15 protein-coding genes and 2 pseudogenes are annotated in these 14,674 nt (G+C 72.7%); 12 read left to right on the top strand and 5 right to left on the bottom strand.

Annotated features, from left to right (window positions below):
• Both JWR81_RS28470 and JWR81_RS28465 read left to right on the top strand, forming a co-directional pair.
• A pseudogene (locus JWR81_RS28470) lies at positions 1-247 on the top strand (DNA polymerase III subunit gamma/tau); the annotation flags it as partial.
• 59 nt (positions 248-306) lie between these two features.
• On the top strand, positions 307-945 hold the full coding sequence (locus JWR81_RS28465; RefSeq protein WP_297659588.1) for a DedA family protein: 639 nt from the start codon (positions 307-309) through the stop codon (positions 943-945).
• On the opposite strand, the gene JWR81_RS28460 is transcribed toward JWR81_RS28465, so the two are convergent.
• On the bottom strand, positions 942-1,817 hold the full coding sequence (locus JWR81_RS28460; RefSeq protein WP_297659585.1) for an N-acetylmuramoyl-L-alanine amidase: 876 nt from the start codon (positions 1,815-1,817) through the stop codon (positions 942-944). The genes JWR81_RS28465 and JWR81_RS28460 overlap by 4 nt on opposite strands.
• 79 nt (positions 1,818-1,896) lie before the next feature.
• On the opposite strand from JWR81_RS28460, the gene JWR81_RS28455 reads away from it, so the two are divergent.
• Both JWR81_RS28455 and recR read left to right on the top strand, forming a co-directional pair.
• On the top strand, positions 1,897-2,223 hold the full coding sequence (locus JWR81_RS28455) for a YbaB/EbfC family nucleoid-associated protein (RefSeq protein ID WP_297659591.1): 327 nt from the start codon (positions 1,897-1,899) through the stop codon (positions 2,221-2,223).
• Positions 2,224-2,226: 3 nt separating this feature from the next.
• The gene (gene recR / locus JWR81_RS28450; RefSeq protein WP_297659582.1) at positions 2,227-2,844 is read left to right on the top strand and encodes a recombination mediator RecR; all 618 of its coding nucleotides are present in this window, start codon (positions 2,227-2,229) and stop codon (positions 2,842-2,844) included.
• A 48-nt stretch (positions 2,845-2,892) separates the two neighbouring features.
• Here recR and JWR81_RS28445 read toward each other — a convergent pair whose 3' ends face one another.
• Positions 2,893-3,078 (bottom strand): hypothetical protein, encoded by a 186-nt coding sequence (locus tag JWR81_RS28445; RefSeq protein ID WP_297659579.1) that lies wholly within the window; start codon positions 3,076-3,078, stop codon positions 2,893-2,895.
• A 391-nt stretch (positions 3,079-3,469) separates the two neighbouring features.
• Here JWR81_RS28445 and JWR81_RS28440 point away from each other — a divergent pair, with 391 nt between their 5' ends.
• The 7 genes from JWR81_RS28440 to JWR81_RS28410 all read left to right on the top strand — a co-directional run bounded on the left by JWR81_RS28440 (position 3,470) and on the right by JWR81_RS28410 (position 9,342).
• The gene (locus JWR81_RS28440) at positions 3,470-4,372 is read left to right on the top strand and encodes a helix-turn-helix transcriptional regulator (RefSeq protein WP_297659576.1); all 903 of its coding nucleotides are present in this window, start codon (positions 3,470-3,472) and stop codon (positions 4,370-4,372) included.
• The gene (locus JWR81_RS28435) at positions 4,369-4,557 is read left to right on the top strand and encodes a DUF397 domain-containing protein (protein WP_297659573.1); all 189 of its coding nucleotides are present in this window, start codon (positions 4,369-4,371) and stop codon (positions 4,555-4,557) included. The genes JWR81_RS28440 and JWR81_RS28435 overlap by 4 nt, the downstream gene beginning before the upstream one ends.
• Positions 4,558-4,737: 180 nt before the next feature.
• Entirely contained in the window at positions 4,738-5,712 is a 975-nt protein-coding gene (locus JWR81_RS28430) for an ABC transporter ATP-binding protein (RefSeq protein WP_297659570.1), read from the top strand.
• Positions 5,709-6,719 carry an ABC transporter ATP-binding protein gene (locus tag JWR81_RS28425; RefSeq protein WP_297659567.1) on the top strand — a complete coding sequence of 337 codons (1,011 nt, stop codon included), beginning with the start codon at positions 5,709-5,711 and terminating at the stop codon, positions 6,717-6,719. Before JWR81_RS28430 ends, JWR81_RS28425 begins: the two co-directional genes overlap by 4 nt.
• Positions 6,720-6,912: 193 nt before the next feature.
• The gene (locus JWR81_RS28420; RefSeq protein WP_297659564.1) at positions 6,913-7,476 is read left to right on the top strand and encodes a sigma-70 family RNA polymerase sigma factor; all 564 of its coding nucleotides are present in this window, start codon (positions 6,913-6,915) and stop codon (positions 7,474-7,476) included.
• Between the two features lies 1 nt (position 7,477).
• Positions 7,478-7,945, top strand: a complete 468-nt coding sequence (locus JWR81_RS28415; protein ID WP_297659561.1) for a hypothetical protein — start codon at positions 7,478-7,480, stop codon at positions 7,943-7,945.
• Between the two features lie 80 nt (positions 7,946-8,025).
• Complete coding sequence (locus JWR81_RS28410; protein ID WP_297659557.1) at positions 8,026-9,342, top strand: S8 family serine peptidase; 1,317 nt, start codon at positions 8,026-8,028, stop codon at positions 9,340-9,342.
• A 10-nt stretch (positions 9,343-9,352) separates the two neighbouring features.
• Here the strand turns inward: JWR81_RS28410 and JWR81_RS28405 are convergent, their stop codons facing one another.
• Entirely contained in the window at positions 9,353-12,034 is a 2,682-nt protein-coding gene (locus JWR81_RS28405) for a CHAT domain-containing tetratricopeptide repeat protein (protein ID WP_297659554.1), read from the bottom strand.
• Between the two features lie 82 nt (positions 12,035-12,116).
• Positions 12,117-13,916: a 2-isopropylmalate synthase gene (gene leuA / locus JWR81_RS28400; protein WP_297659551.1), complete on the bottom strand. Its 1,800-nt coding sequence runs from the start codon at positions 13,914-13,916 to the stop codon at positions 12,117-12,119.
• Positions 13,917-14,177: 261 nt separating this feature from the next.
• Here leuA and JWR81_RS28395 point away from each other — a divergent pair, with 261 nt between their 5' ends.
• Entirely contained in the window at positions 14,178-14,480 is a 303-nt protein-coding gene (locus JWR81_RS28395; protein WP_297659548.1) for a hypothetical protein, read from the top strand.
• Between the two features lie 68 nt (positions 14,481-14,548).
• Here the strand turns inward: JWR81_RS28395 and JWR81_RS28390 are convergent.
• A pseudogene (locus JWR81_RS28390) lies at positions 14,549-14,674 on the bottom strand ((2Fe-2S)-binding protein); the annotation flags it as partial.

Genomic DNA, 14,674 nt, shown 5'->3' with positions numbered 1-14,674 from the left:
GCCGCAGGCCGCACCTCAGCGCCGTCCGCAGCGGCCGCCGCCCGTGCGCCGGTCCACGGCCCCCGACGACGGCGTCCCGCTGCCGCCCGAGCCGGAGCCGGAGGAGGCCCCGCCGGACGACGAGGAGTCGATGCTCGCCGAGGCCGCCTCCGCCACCGCCACGCCGACGGCCCGCCGGGATCCCGAGGAGGCCGCCATCGAGCTGCTCACCACGCAGCTCGGGGCGCGAGCGATCGACCAGCGCTGAACGTCACGCCGGTACGATTCGTCCCAGGCCGCGTGGCCACCACACCGGGGGTGAGATCCATGTCGGTCGACAGCCTGCTCCAGACCATTCCGCCGCTGCTCGTCTACCTGATCGTCGGCGGCGTCATCGGGATCGAGAGTCTGGGCATCCCGTTGCCCGGCGAGATCGTTCTGGTCAGCGCCGCGTTGCTGTCCTCGCGCCACGAGCTGGCCGTGTCGCCGCTGTGGATCGCGGTGGCGGGCAGCGCCGGGGCGATCGTCGGCGACTCGGTCGGGTACGCCATCGGCCACCGGTACGGCCGGTCGCTGTTCGACCGGCTGGGCAGACGGTTCCCCAAGCACTTCGGGCCGCGGAACGTGAACTTCGCCGAGAGCGTCTTCACCCGCTGGGGTGTGTTCGCGGTGTTCTTCGGGCGGTTCATCGCCCTGCTCCGGATCTTCTCCGGCCCGCTCGCCGGGGCGCTGAAGATGCACTACCCGAAGTTCCTCGCGGCCAACGCACTCGGTGGCATCACCTGGGCCGCGGGCACCACGTTCGCCGTCTACTACCTGGGCGTCGTGGCCGAGACCTGGCTCAGCCGCTTCTCCTACATCGGGCTGGGCCTTGCGGTCGTCGCCGGCCTGCTGATCGGCGTCGTGATCAAGCGCAAGACCGAGAAGATGGCGGACAAGTACGCCGAGGAGCAGGGCCAGGCCTAGCGGCTCCGCAGGAACGCCAGGATGCCCGCCGCGATCGCGGAGGCGTAGCGCTCGCGTCCCGGCGCCGACGACACGAGCGTCGCCTCGGCGGCGTTGCGCATGTTGGCGCACTCGACGAGCACCGTGGGCACGGTGGCGAGGTTGAGCCCGGCCAGGTCCCTGCGCGGCGACAGCCCGTCGTGCCCGATGTAGTCGGAGTCGCGGAACCCGCCGGCGCGCATCGCGTCGCGGACGGCGACGCCGAGCACATGGGCCGGTCCGGACTGCACCGCGTTGAGGGGCGGGTCGGAGTAGGCGACGTGGAAGCCGCTGTTGCCGGCCGCCGAGCCGTCGGCGTGGATCGAGACCACGGCCGCCGCCCCCGCCTGTGCCCCGGCCCGCCCGCGCACGTCCACGCAGGGCCCCACGCCGTTGTCGTCGGGCCGGGTCATCACGACGCGGACTCCCGCGGCCACGAGCTTCGCCCGGACGCGGGTCGCGACGTCGAAGTTGAACGCGTGCTCGGAGTAGTCGGCGTTCGTGGCGGTGCCGGTGGAGTTGCACGGCTTCGTGCCGTCCCGCCCGTCGGGCACCGGCCGGTTGATCGCCGCGGGGTCCTGGCCGTTGCGGCCGTTGTGGCCCGGGTCGAGCACCACGGTCTGTGCGGTCGCCCCACGGGGCGCCGGAGCGGGTGCCGCCGCCGAGGGTGTCGCCGGCGTGACGGATGTGGCCGGGGCCGTCGCGGCCGTCGTGACGACGGACGTGGGGAGCACGGTCGCGCTCGTGGACGAGGGGCCGGGGGTAGTGGGGGCCGTGGCGCAGCCCGCGAGGATCGTGGCCAGCACGGCCCCGCAGACCCCCCCGCGGACGGCGGCGTGACGGGCGGTGCGCACGGGCCACAGCCTGTCACGGCTACGCTGGGCCCTGGAGCCGCCGCGCGGGACGCGGCGGGTACGACATGCGAGGAGACCGCTGGTGCAACCGGGTCAGCCCGACATGCAGATGATCCTGCAGCAGGCGCAGAAGATGCAGGAGCAGCTCATGGCCGCGCAGGCCGAGCTGGCCGCCGCCGAGGTCACGGGGCAGGCCGGCAACGGCCTCGTCCAGGTGACGATGACCGCGGCGCAGGAGGTGCGCGCCGTGCGCATCGACCCGAAGGTCGTCGACCCCGACGACGTCGAGACCCTGCAGGACCTGCTCGTCGGCGCGCTCCAGGACGCGGCGCAGGCCGCGGCGCAGCTGCAGCAGGACAAGATGGGTCCGCTGACCGGGGGCCTCGGCCTCCCCGGCATCGGCTAGGACGTGTTCGAGGGACCGGTCCAGGACCTGATCGACGAGCTGGGCCGGCTGCCGGGCGTGGGGCCGAAGAGCGCGCAGCGCATCGCGTTCCACCTGCTGGCCGCCGACCCCGCCGACGTGTCGCGGCTGCAGGACGTGCTGCAGAAGGTCAAGCAGGGCGTGATGTTCTGCGACCTGTGCGGCAACGTGTCCGAGAACCAGCGCTGCCGCTACTGCGCCGACGCCCGTCGCGACCCGACCATCGTCTGTGTGGTCGAGGAGCCCAAGGATGTGCTGGCCGTGGAGCGCACGCGGGAGTTCAAGGGGCGCTACCACGTGCTCGGCGGGGCGCTGGACCCGTTGGCCGGCGTGGGCCCGGACTCGCTGCGCATCCGCGAGCTGCTGGCCCGGCTCGGTGGCACGGGGCCGGCCCAGGACGAGACGGACATCGCCGAGGTGATCATCGCGACCGACCCCAACACGGAGGGCGAGGCCACCGCCACCTACCTGGTGCGGCTGCTGCGTGACTTCCCGGGGCTGTCGGTCACGCGGCTGGCGAGCGGCCTGCCGATGGGCGGCGACCTGGAGTTCGCCGACGAGCTCACGCTGGGCCGCGCCCTGTCCGGCCGCCGCGCCCTGTAGGCGCGGCGACCGGATGTCGGTGCGGACACCCCTCGGAACCGGGCCGGTCTAGTCGTCCTCGACGTCGTGCCAGGAGGCGTGGATCTGGTGCTGGCGTGACTCCCAGCGAGCCCGCCGTTCGGCGGCGACCTCGCGCCAGGTCGGCGCGTTCAGCGCGTCGACGATGCCGACGACGATCGCGATCAGGACGATGATCCCGACGCCGACGGCGATCCCGACGACCGCCCCGATCATGGCGACCACCTGCTCCGGCGGACCGCCGCGCGGCCGCTCTTCCCGTCGCCGCTGCCGAACCTCGTGCTGGAGATCGTCATCATCGAGCTCCTTTCCCGTTGTACGACACACGCCGGCTGGTGGCCGGACGAGGTGGATCCCGGTGCCTGCCGGGACGGGGCGCGCCTGCTCCGGATGACGGAGGGCGCGTGGAGGCGGGACGTGCGAGCAGGCGCGGGATCCGGGTGCACCGCGGCCTCCTCTCGGGATGCCGACCGGTCGGTGTGGTGACTACCACCACACTCCGGCAGATGCTTAGATTGCCTCAAGACAGTGCCTCATGCAATTGCAAAAGAGCGTCGCTGTAACGAATCACCCACCCGCAGTAGCGGACGACGGGCCGGGAGGGGTCATGGCTGCACCGCAGAGTCCGGTCGGCTCCCGGCGACGGCTGGGGGCGGAGCTGCGACGCCTGCGCCTGAAGACCGGCCTCACGCTCGACGACGTGGCTGAGCGGATGACCTGCTCCACGTCGAAGATCTCGCGGCTGGAGACGGGCAAGGGCGTGCCGAAGATCCCGGACGTCCGCGAGCTCATGCGGATCTACGGGGTCGCATCCGACACAGAGCGCGACATGCTCGTGCGGCTCGTGCACGACGGCCGCGGGCAGGGCTGGTGGGAGTCCTACGTCGAGGGCGTCCAGCCGGAGCGGTTCGTCATGGACAGCCCCGGCCGGTACGCGGCGCTGGAGACCGAGGCCACCACGGTGCGCGCCTTCGAGGTGTCGTGGCTGCACGGGCTGCTGCAGTCGCCGGAGTACGCGCGGGTGCTGCTCGAGGCGGTCCTCGCCGACGACCACGACGCCGGCGAGATCGACCGGCTCGTCGAGATGCGGGTGCGACGGCAGCAGGCCCTCGCGGACCGCGAACCCCCCCTGCGACTGGACGTCGTCCTCGACGAAGCCGTGCTCGCGCGGACCGTCGCGCTGCCCGGGATCGGCCGGGAGGCGTTGCAGTTCGTGCTCGACCTCAGCGCACGACCCAACATCGTGGTCCGGGTGCTGCCGTTCGGCGCCGGCCTGCACCGGTCCCAGGCCGGTTCGTTCGTGGTCCTGGAGTACCCGGTCGAGGTGGGCGCCGACGTCGTCTACATCGAGGGTCACGCGGGGGAGACCTACCTCGAAGGGGACTCCGATGTGGACCTGTATAAAGACGTCCTCAACGACGCCTCCGCCCGCGCGCTCGACCCCGGCGCTTCCCGCGAGCTGATCCGTCGTTACCAGGACACGCGTTCCCCCGGAAAGGCTCGCCTGTGATCGAGTTCAGGACCAGCAGCTTCTGTGACGCCGGCGGTTGCGTCGAGGTCGGCCGCGGTGCCGACGGGTCGTTCACCGTGCGTGACACCAAGGACCCCGGGCGTCGCGACACGCTGCGGTTCACCACCCAGGAGTGGGACGCGTTCGTCAAGGGCGTCAAGGCCGGGGAGTTCGACCCCGCCTGAGCCGCCCGCGTGTCGCACCGCGACACGACGGTTCGTGGCGCAACCGTGATGCGGCCGCGCGCCGTGCTGATCCCTCCACCACTAGCGTCGGCGGATCTCCGAAGGGGAACCCCGGGTGAGGTCGCCGTCCCGGGTGGTGCCACCCTCGTCGATCACCGGGTCGGCTGGGGAGGGGGGACGGTGCTGCTCGAGGTGCGTGATCTGCGTGTCGTCTTCCGCAGGAGGGGGCTGCCGGACTCGGTCGCCGTCGACGGCGTCGACTTCGACGTGCCGGCCGGGCAGGTGGTCGGGCTCGTGGGGGAGTCCGGCAGCGGCCGGTCGGCCACGGCCATGGCCGTCATGCGGCAGCTGCCCCGCCGTGGCGTCGAGGTCACCGGGCGGGTGCTGCTCGACGGCGTCGATCTGCTGACGCTGTCCGAGGCGGAGATGCGGGCGCGCCGCGGCCGGGACCTGTCGATGGTGCTGCACAACCCGCGCTCGGCGCTGAACCCCGTGATCCCGCTGGGGCCGCAGCTGACGGGGGCGCTGCGCCGGCACGGCGGGATGGCCAAGGCCCCCGCGCGACGGGCGGCCGTGGAGCTGCTCGACCGCGTCGGGCTCGCCGACCCGCGGCGCGGCCTGGACGCCTACCCCCACCAGCTCACCGGCAGCGCCCGCAGCCGGGCGCTCATCGCCGTGGCAGCGGCTGGCCGGCCGCGGCTCCTGGTGGCCGACGAGCCCACCACCGCGCTGGACGTCACCACGCAGGCGCAGATCCTGCAGCTGCTGCGCGAGGTGGTCCGCGAGACGGGCGCCGCGCTGCTGATGACCACCCCCGACCTCGGGGTCGTCGCCGGCACGTGCGAGACCGTCAACGTGCTCTACAGCGGCCGGATCGTCGAGCGGGCCCAGCGTCACCGCCTCTTCGGCACGCCCCGCCACCCCTACACGCACGGGTTGCTGGGGGCGATCCCGCGCCTGGACGGCCCGCCGGCCGCCGCCCTCGGCACGATCCACGGAACGGGACGGGACGGCCTGCCCTGGGCGGGCGCCTGCGCGTTCGCGCCGCGCTGCCCCCGGGCCCTGCCGCGGTGCGGTGAGGTCTCGCCCGCCGTCGACACCAGCGGCGGACGGTTGCTGCGTTGCCACAACCCCGTTCCGGCGAGCGCCGAGTGACCGCGGCCGACCTGCCGCTCCTCGACGTGCGCGGCCTCGTGGCACCCGCCGAGGGCAGACGGCTGCTGCACCGCGGCGGTCCGGTCCTGCGTCCGGAGGGCGTGTCGTTGCAGGTCGGGCGCGGCGAGACCTACGGCGTGGTCGGGGAGTCCGGGAGCGGTGCGTCGGCGATGGCGCGCGCGATCGTGCAGGCCGGGAACACCGCGGGCCGGGTCCTGCTCGACGGCGTGGAGGTCGCCGAGCTCGACCCGGTGCAGCGACGCCGCCGGCTCCGCCTGCTCGGGTCCGCCGGGGACGGGCGCCGACAGCCGTGGTCCTCGCTCGTCGACGACATGCGCGCGGCCGGGATCGCCGATCCCGAGTCCCGGGTGCCCGAGCTCGCCGACGCCGTCGAGCTGCCGGCCACCGTGCTGCACCGCCCGGAGAGCGAGCTGCCGGACGGGCAGCGCCGCCGCGTCGCCGTGGCCCGGGCGGTGTGCACGGGACCGGACCTCGTCGTGGCCGACGATCCCACCGCCGGCCTGGACGTCACGGTCGCGGCGCAGCTGCTCGACCTGCTGGGCCGGTTGAAGGCCGACCTCGGGCTCACCTACCTCCTCGTCGCGCGCGATCTCGGCGTCGTGCGGCACCTGAGCGACCGGGTCGGCGTGATGTACCTCGGCGCCGTCGTCGAGGAGGCCCCGGCACGGGCGCTCTACCGGGGCCCCTGGCACCCGTACACGCGCGCGCTGCTGTCGGCGGTGCCCGTGCCGGACCCGGAGGTGGAGGACCGCCGGGAGCGGATCCTGCTCGTCGGGGACCCCCCTACGGCGACGCCCGGTGGATGCGCCTTCCATCCGCGCTGCCCGTGGATCCGTCCGGGACGGTGCCAGGACGAGGGCCCGCTGCTGCGTGCCCTGCCCGGAGCGGCCCCGGGCCACGTGGTGGCGTGCCACCACGCGGAGGACCTCGACGGAGCCGTCGCCGCGAACGAGCCCGGTGCGCCCGCGGAGAACCCCGGTCAGTGACCGGCGACTACACAGCGTCCGTTCGGCCCCACCCGGGATCACCCGGTCGCACGTATCCAGGGTTTATCGCCTGCCCTCATACCTGGAACAGAGGAAAGGCGCCACATGTTTTCGCACTGCTGGGTTACGGTCTCCCCTCTGCGGGTGCCGCGGAGACCACGGCATCAGGGAAGGCTGAGTGGATCCGAGCGAGGTGGCAGCGACCGTACGTCGGGCGGCCGCCGGGGACAAGACGGCCTGGGACGAGCTCGTCGTGGACTTCAGCCGGATGCTCTGGGGCGTGGCGTCGACCTACCGGCTGGGCCGGGCCGACACGGCGGAGGTCGTGCAGACCACCTGGCTGCGGCTGGTGGAGAACCTCGGCAAGATCGACCGGCCCGAGGCCGTCGGGGGCTGGCTGGTGACCACGGCCCGGCGCGAGGCCCTGCGGACGCTCCGGCTGCGCGGGCGGGAGCTGACCACCGACGACGAGGCCCAGCTCGACCGGGAGACCGCGCAGGAGCCGTCACCGGGCCCGGAGGAGCGGGCGATCACCACCGACCGGAACCGGAGGCTCTGGAGCGCGTTCGAGCTGCTGCCGGACAACTGCCGGACGCTGCTGCGGCTGCTGGTGGTGGACACGCCCCCGTACGCGCGGGTGGCGGCCACGCTGGACATGCCGGTCGGCAGCATCGGGCCCACTCGTGCACGCTGTCTGGACAAGCTGCGACGACTGCTGGCGAGGGACGACCCGACCGCTGGCGACGGGGGGTTCTGACATGACCGGACCCGTCGAGCGTGCCGATGACGACGTGCTGCTCGGCCAGCTCGGGGAGGCACTGCGCATGTACGACGAGCCACCGGCCGATGTCGTCACCGCCGCCAAGGACCTCTTCACCTGGCGGACCATCGACGCGGAGCTCGCCGCGTTGACCTTCGACTCCCTGCTCGACGACGAGCGGGCTGCGGTGCGGTCGACCAGCGCGCCTCCGCGGGTGCTCACGTTCGAGGCGCACGGCCTCACCGTGGAGCTGGAGGTCGAGACGGGCCCGGCCGGGCGGCGGCTGCTGGGGCAGCTGGTGCCCCCGGTCGTCGGTGAGCTGGATCTGGACACCGCGGCCGGGACGCAGCGTGTCTCCGTCGACGAGATGGGCCGGTTCGTCGCAGATCTTCCGGACGAACCGCAGCGGATCGTCCTGCGGCTCACGGCGGGCCCGAGCGTCGTCACGATGGTCGCAGTTCTCTGAGAAGTGCCCGCCGGGCGTATCAGCGGGAGGTGGACGGCGCTCAGGCCAGCGGCGGCGGAGTGCGACCACGAGGAGCGACCATGACCGTGTACGAACCGGAGTACGGCCCGAGCGGTACGAGCAGCGGCAACCAGATCGTGATCGACTCGAGGGATCTCAGGCCGATCCGTGCCGAGCTCACGTCGCTCGGGATCGAGGTGACCTCGACCGATCAGATCCCCGAGCTATCGGTCGTGATGATCACCCTGGCCGACCTGGGAAAGGCCGCCTCCCTCGCGGAGGCCGTCGGGGTGCGGAAGGTCGTGGCCCGCAGGACCGGGCGTGTGGTGCCGTCGAACCTGGACGTCCTGACGACGATGCTCAGGCGCAGCTTCAAGGACCTCTACGACCGGGAACCGCGGATGGGCAAGAACCGGGACATGGAGGTGGTGGGCGGTCTCCCGCACTGGGCTGCCGCCACCCTGCCGGAGCCGATCGAGCCGACACGCGACCAGTTCCCGCTGCTTCCTCGCACGCAAGGGATGGACGAGCGGGTCAAGGTCGGTGTGCTCGACACTGCGATGTACGCCAACCAGGATCTCGTCGACCGCTACCACAGCGACGACGTCGTGCCCGACCAGCAGCCTCGGCCCACCTGGGCCGGCCACGCCACGTTCCTCGTCGGCCGGATCCTGCTCCGAGCTCCCGACGCGGATATCGAGGTTCGTCAGGTGCTGGGCGGCGAGTACGGCACGGCGACGGCCTGGGAGCTCGCTCGCGCGATGGCGTCCTTCCTCGGGTCCGGCGTGCAGGTGCTGAACCTCTCGCTCGGATGCTTCACCGTCGACGACGAGCCGCCGTTCCTGCTGGCCCGCGCGGTGGAGCGACTCTCGGCCGAGATGCTCGTCGTCGCTGCCGCGGGCAACCACGGGCAGAAGTCCTACCCGATGCCCGCGCTCGACGAGAACGGGAAGCCGCTCTGGCGTCCGGAGCCGCTGAGCCCGTCGTCCCCGATGTGGCCGGCGGCCCTCGACGGGGTCGTGTCGGTCGGCGCGGCGAACGTCCGACGCTACGACGGTGGCGTCACCATGAGCCCGGCCGACTTCACCCCGGTGAACGTCCCGTGGATCGAGCTCTGGGCCCCCGGGGTCGACGTGATCAGCACCTACCTGGACGGGGACGTCACCGCGCAGACCTGGACGTGGAAGGACGACGGCAGCATTTCGCCTCCTGAGAAGTTCGAGCGGAAGTTCGCAGGGTTCGCCAGATGGAGCGGTACGTCGATGTCCGCCGCTGACGTCACGGGTGAGATCGCCGAGGTCGCCAAGGGCGACATCGGGGTGCGGGAGGCCTACCGCCGGATCTCCGCGCGTCGAGGGGGCCCGGACGAGCCGTTCGACGTCCGCCCCTGGATCTGAGCGCCGACACTCAGGCCGGGACCGCCACCGCGCGTTCCCGCGACGGCGGTTCCGGCGAGGGGGCCCGCAGCGACCACTCCGAGCCCAGGCACACGAACCCGGCGGCGGCGGCCACGGCCGAGTGGTCGTCCTGGTCGACGTGTGCCTGGGCCTCGGCGAGGGCGGCGCCGGACGTCCGGCCCGAGCGCAGCAGCTCGTGGAACCGCACCATCAGCGGCGTGGTCTCGGCGTCGGGCACGGGTATCACCGAGGCCACGACCTGCTGTGTGCCGTGGGCGAGGAACGTGGCGGTCAGCCCGAGCAGCTCGTCGCCGGCGGTGACCGCCGCGCGGCCCACGTGGCAGGCCGAGAGCACGACCAGCTCGGGGGCACGGCCCACGTGTTCGAGGTCGTAGACGGTCAGCGGGCCGTCGTCGAGGTGTATCGCCGAGAACAGCGGGTTGGTGGGGTGCACGTCGCCGTGGGCAGCGATGTGGGCCAGCCGGACCCCGTCGAGTGCGCGGGACAGCGTGGCCGCGGTGGCGTCACCACCGACGATCGGGGCCACGCCGTGGAGACCGGCCACCGCTCGTGCCTCGGCGTCCGCCCCCGGCAGGCCCGGCCCGGCGGCGACGGTGATGCCGGTTCCGTTCCGCTGTGCCCGGTCGGCCGCGCACCACAGCGCGGCCGACGGCGCCACACCCACAGGGCGGCCCGCGCACGAGGGCAGCACGGACCACGGCAGGGACTGCAGCGGCCCGGTGGGCACGAGGACGAGGGTGCGGTCGCCGATCGACCGGGCGAGGGGGCCGAGCACCAGCTCGTCGAGCCGTGACGCCGCATCCCGCAGCAGCTGACGGGCGGCCTGTCGGCTCTGCGTGCCCGCGCTCTGCCGGGACATCCGCCGCAGCGCGAACGGGATCCGGTCGATGAGGTCGGTGACGGGCGCCAGCTCGCCGAGGCCGTGCAGCGAGATCCGCCCGCCCACCGCCGTGACGGCGAACAGCAGCGTGCCCGCGGTGAAGAACTCCACGAGCGCCGACTCGCCGAGCGCGGCGGCGATGTGTGCGGCCGGCACCGGTGTGTGCAGCGGACCGGTCGCGTCCGCGGGGAGAACGCGAGTGCGGTCGCGCACCGTTCGTTCCAGCTCGAGTCTGCGCTGCACCAGCCGGGCAGTCGGCCGCCCCGCGACGAGAGCGGCCTCGATCGCCCGCACCGTGGCCCGCAGCTCGCCCAGGGACTGGGCCAGCTCGGGATCGTCGGGCGGCCGGATCGGGCGCAGCAACAGGTGGCTCGCCCGGCCCTCCTCGGCCCACTCCAGCACCCGGGCGGGTCTGGCGTCCGACAGCGCCATGGCCAGCCCGAGCTCCGCGAGCTCGACGCGGTGTCCCGACGCGTGGGCGCGCAGGTCGGTGGCTCCGAAGGTGGCGCGGTGCTCGTCGATCACGCGCAGGCCGCGGCGCACGGCGATCCGCGCGCCGCGGCGGTTGCCGTTCGTCTCCCGCAGCAGTGCCTCCGCGTACCAGGCCCGGGCGCGGAGCACGACGTGTCCACGGGTGCGGGAGCGGGCGGCGATCCCGAGCAGGCGCTTGGCCTCGGCCCGCTCGCCCAGGGCCAGGGCCAGCCTGCCGGCCATCACCCGCGTCTCCAGCGCCGGCACCAGCCAGCGCGCGGCGCCGAGCGACTCCGCGAGCCCGGTCAGCTCCGTGATCCCCCCGGGCGGCGGTTCGCCGATCGTGCCGCGGACCTTGGCGACGACGAACCGTCCGAGCAGCGCCCAGCCCGGGCGCTGCTGGCGCTCGAACTCGTGGACGGCGCGTCCGGCCTGGTCGATCGCCTGCTCGTGCCGTCCGGAGACGGCGGCCGTCTGGGCCAGCAGCAGCCGGACCTCGGGCAGCGTGAGGTGCCTCCCGCTGCCCTCCACCAGCTCCACGGCCTGCTCCGCGGCGTCGCGCGCCTCGTCCACCAGGAACGCCGACAGCAGGAGCTGGCTGCGGTCGGTCAGAACCTCACCGAGGTCGGAGCCGAGCTTGCGGAAGCACTCCTCCGCCCGGTGCAGGTGGTCCAACGCCACCGGGACGTCGCCGCGCATGCCCGCGACCCATCCGATGTTCTGCTGGCAGAACGCGACCGACAGCTCCAGCCCGAGGAGCCGGCACAGGCGCTCGGCCTCGCGGAGATCGGCCTCGGCCGGGCCGAACTCGTTGCGGTACGCGTGGCTCAGACCGCGGTTGCTCAGCGCCCGCCACAACCGGGGCAGGTCCTCGGCGCGCCGCAGGACGGGGAGCGCGCGCTGGTAGGCGACCATCGCCTCGTCGTGCCGGCCGAGCTGGCTCAGCAGCACGCCTCGCTGGGCCGTCGCCCTGGCCTGGCGGACGGGGTCGAGACCGAAGGCCAGGACCTCGCCGATCTCGCGGAGCGCGAGCCGGGCCCTGCCCCGGATGCCGAGGACATAGGCGAGCTCGATGCGGGCGTCCACGGTGAGCTCGAGTGACCGGGCACGACGCCCGGCTGCCGCGGCTGCGCGGAGATGCCGGATGGCCGTGTCGGGGTCGGCGACGTGCAGGGCCGCGACGCCGAGGGCCCGCTCGGCGACGGAGACGGACGCGTGGTCGTGCTGCGCCCGGGCCCGTCGTCGGGCCTCGGTGGCGAGCACGGTGGCCCGGCCGGGGTCCGCGTCGGCCAGGTGCAGCGCCTCGCCCGCCTGATCCACCGCCGGCCGCCCCTCCCTCGCAGTCCCCCGGGCATCAGTACTACAGCCGGGGGGCGCGAGGGAAGGGCGTCAGCCGCCCGGCTCAGCGCATGGCGCGGTTGATCGCCGACACCACGGCCTTCAGGCTGGCGCTGACGATCGAGCCGTCCACCCCGACCCCCCAGAGCACGGTGTCCTCCACCGCGCACTCGACGTAGGCCGCGGCGCGGGCGTCGTCACCGCCGCCCATGGCGTGCTCGTGGTAATCGAGCACCCGGACGTCGAAGCCGATGCCCGCCAGCGCGTCGACGAAGGCCGCGATGGGGCCGTTGCCGCTGCCGGTGATCTCGTGCAGGTCGTTCTCGACCCGCACGGTGGCCACGATCTCGTCGGTGCCCTCGCCGTCGCTGCTCAGGCGGTGGCGGATGAGCTTCAGCGGGGTGACGCGGTCGAGGTACTCGATGTCGAACGCGTCGCGCATCTCCTTGGGGGACACCTCGCCGCCCTCGGTGTCGGTCACCTGCTGGATCGCCTTGGAGAACTCCATCTGCAGCCGGCGGGGCAGGTCCAGCTGGTGCTCGGACTTCATGATGTAGGCGACGCCGCCCTTGCCGGACTGCGAGTTCACCCGGATCACGGCCTCGTAGGAGCGCCCGATGTCCTTCGGGTCCACCGGCAGGTAGGGCACCTCCCAGCGGTACTGGTCGACGTCCACACCGGCCTCGGCGGCGTCGGCCCTCATCGCGTCGAAGCCCTTGTTGATCGCGTCCTGGTGGCTGCCGGAGAACGCGGTGTAGACGAGGTCGCCGCCCCACGGGTGGCGCTCGCCGACGGGCAGCTGGTTGCAGTACTCGACGGTGCGGCGGACCTCGTCGATGTCGGAGAAGTCGATCTGCGGGTCGACGCCCTGGGTGAACAGGTTCATGCCCAGCGTCACCAGGTCGACGTTGCCGGTGCGCTCGCCGTTGCCGAACAGGCAGCCCTCGATGCGGTCGGCGCCGGCCTGGTAGCCCAGCTCGGCGGCGGCCACGCCGGTGCCGCGGTCGTTGTGCGGGTGCAGCGACAGCACGATGCCGTCGCGGCGCTCCAGGTTGCGGTGCATCCACTCGATGCTGTCGGCGTAGACGTTGGGCGTGGCCATCTCGACGGTCGCGGGCAGGTTGACGATCATCGGTGACTCGGGGGTGGGCTGCCAGATCGCCGACACCGCATTGCAGACGTCCACGGCGTACTGCAGCTCGGTGCCGGTGTAGGACTCCGGCGAGTACTCGAAGCGCCAGTCGGTGTCCGGGTACTTCTCGCTGAACCGCAGCACCTCCTCGGCACCGTCGGTGGCGATCTTGGAGATGCCCGCGGGGTCGGAGCGGAAGACCACGCGGCGCTGCAGGATCGAGGTGGAGTTGTAGAGGTGGACGATCGCGCGCGGCGCGCCCTCGCAGGCCTCGTAGGTGCGCTCGATCAGCTCCGTGCGGGCCTGGGTCAGCACCTGGATCGTGACGTCGTCCGGGATCAGGTCCTGCTCGATGATCTCGCGGACGAAGTCGAAGTCGGTCTGGCTCGCGGCCGGGAAGCCGACCTCGATCTCCTTGTAGCCCATGCGGACGAGCAGTTCGAACATGCGGCGCTTGCGCACGGGGCTCATGGGGTCGATCAGCGCCTGGTTGCCGTCGCGCAGGTCCACGGCGCACCACAGCGGGGCCTTCGTGATGCGCTTGTCGGGCCAGGTGCGGTCGGGCAGCGATACCGGCTCCACCAGCTCGTGGAATGGGCGATAACGGTGGACGGGCATCTCCGAGCCGCGCTGCGGGTTCCAGAGGGGCTGGCCCTCGGGTGCGGGACGCGAGGGCGTGCGCAGCCGGCTCTGGGAGGCGGCGGAGACGTAGGCGTCGGGCGAGGTGGTCATACGGATGTACTCCTGTACGGGTGGCCGATCAACAAGAAGGACCGGCGCACGCCGAACACCCGCGACGAGGGGCCGGTCGGTCAGACCCCGCCGCGGCGGCGAAGGAGCAGGCGCACCACGCGTCCGAGACTAGCGCCGACCCCCGGCCGGTCGGCAACCCCGTCCCGTCGAGAAGACACCCGATCGGGTGATACTCACGGGTAAGGGAGGGCTGGTGGGGCGTGCCACTATGACCTCCTCAACCAGCAGGGGAGGACGGTCATGACTGTGGGAACCACGGCCCGGCGCGGGGCAGGTCTGCTGGCGAGTGTGTTGAGGGTCATCGGACTGTTGATCGTCGCGGTGCTCGTCGTCTACATCGTGCTGACGCTGCTCGACGCGAACTTCGGCAACACGTTCGCAGCGGCGGTCAAGGAGCTGGCGGTGTACTTCGACCTCGGCCTGTCCAACCTGTTCGTCCCGGCCGACCCGAAGATCGCCGTCACGCTGAACTACGGCGTCGCCGCCATCATCTGGTATGTCATCACCATGGTGGTCGTCCGTCTCGTGCGCCGCATCGGCTGACGCGCCCCGTACCGAGAAGAGCCCCGCCGGACCGGGTCCGGCGGGGCTCTTCGGTGCGTCGTGCGGTGCTACATCTTCGCGGCGCCGGCCTTGATCGCCTCGCGGATGCGGTGGTAGGTGCCGCATCGGCAGATGTTGCGGATCTGGTCGAGGTCGTCGTCGGTGATGTCGCGGCCCTCGTCCTTGCACTCCTG

Source organism: Pseudonocardia sp., from assembly GCF_025965585.1.
GTDB lineage: Bacteria > Actinomycetota > Actinomycetes > Mycobacteriales > Pseudonocardiaceae > Pseudonocardia.
This window is presented reverse-complemented; position numbering and strand designations above follow the sequence as displayed.

Excerpts from the sequence above, each read along its gene's own strand:
- leuA (WP_297659551.1), bottom strand. The coding sequence starts at position 13,916 with ATGACCACCTCGCCCGACGCCTACGTCTCCGCCGCCTCCCAGAGCCGG.
- JWR81_RS28410 (WP_297659557.1), top strand. The coding sequence starts at position 8,026 with ATGACCGTGTACGAACCGGAGTACGGCCCGAGCGGTACGAGCAGCGGC.
- JWR81_RS28440 (WP_297659576.1), top strand. The coding sequence starts at position 3,470 with ATGGCTGCACCGCAGAGTCCGGTCGGCTCCCGGCGACGGCTGGGGGCG.
- JWR81_RS28465 (WP_297659588.1), top strand. The coding sequence starts at position 307 with ATGTCGGTCGACAGCCTGCTCCAGACCATTCCGCCGCTGCTCGTCTAC.
- JWR81_RS28445 (WP_297659579.1), bottom strand. The coding sequence starts at position 3,078 with ATGATCGGGGCGGTCGTCGGGATCGCCGTCGGCGTCGGGATCATCGTC.
- JWR81_RS28415 (WP_297659561.1), top strand. The coding sequence starts at position 7,478 with ATGACCGGACCCGTCGAGCGTGCCGATGACGACGTGCTGCTCGGCCAG.
- JWR81_RS28395 (WP_297659548.1), top strand. The coding sequence starts at position 14,178 with ATGACTGTGGGAACCACGGCCCGGCGCGGGGCAGGTCTGCTGGCGAGT.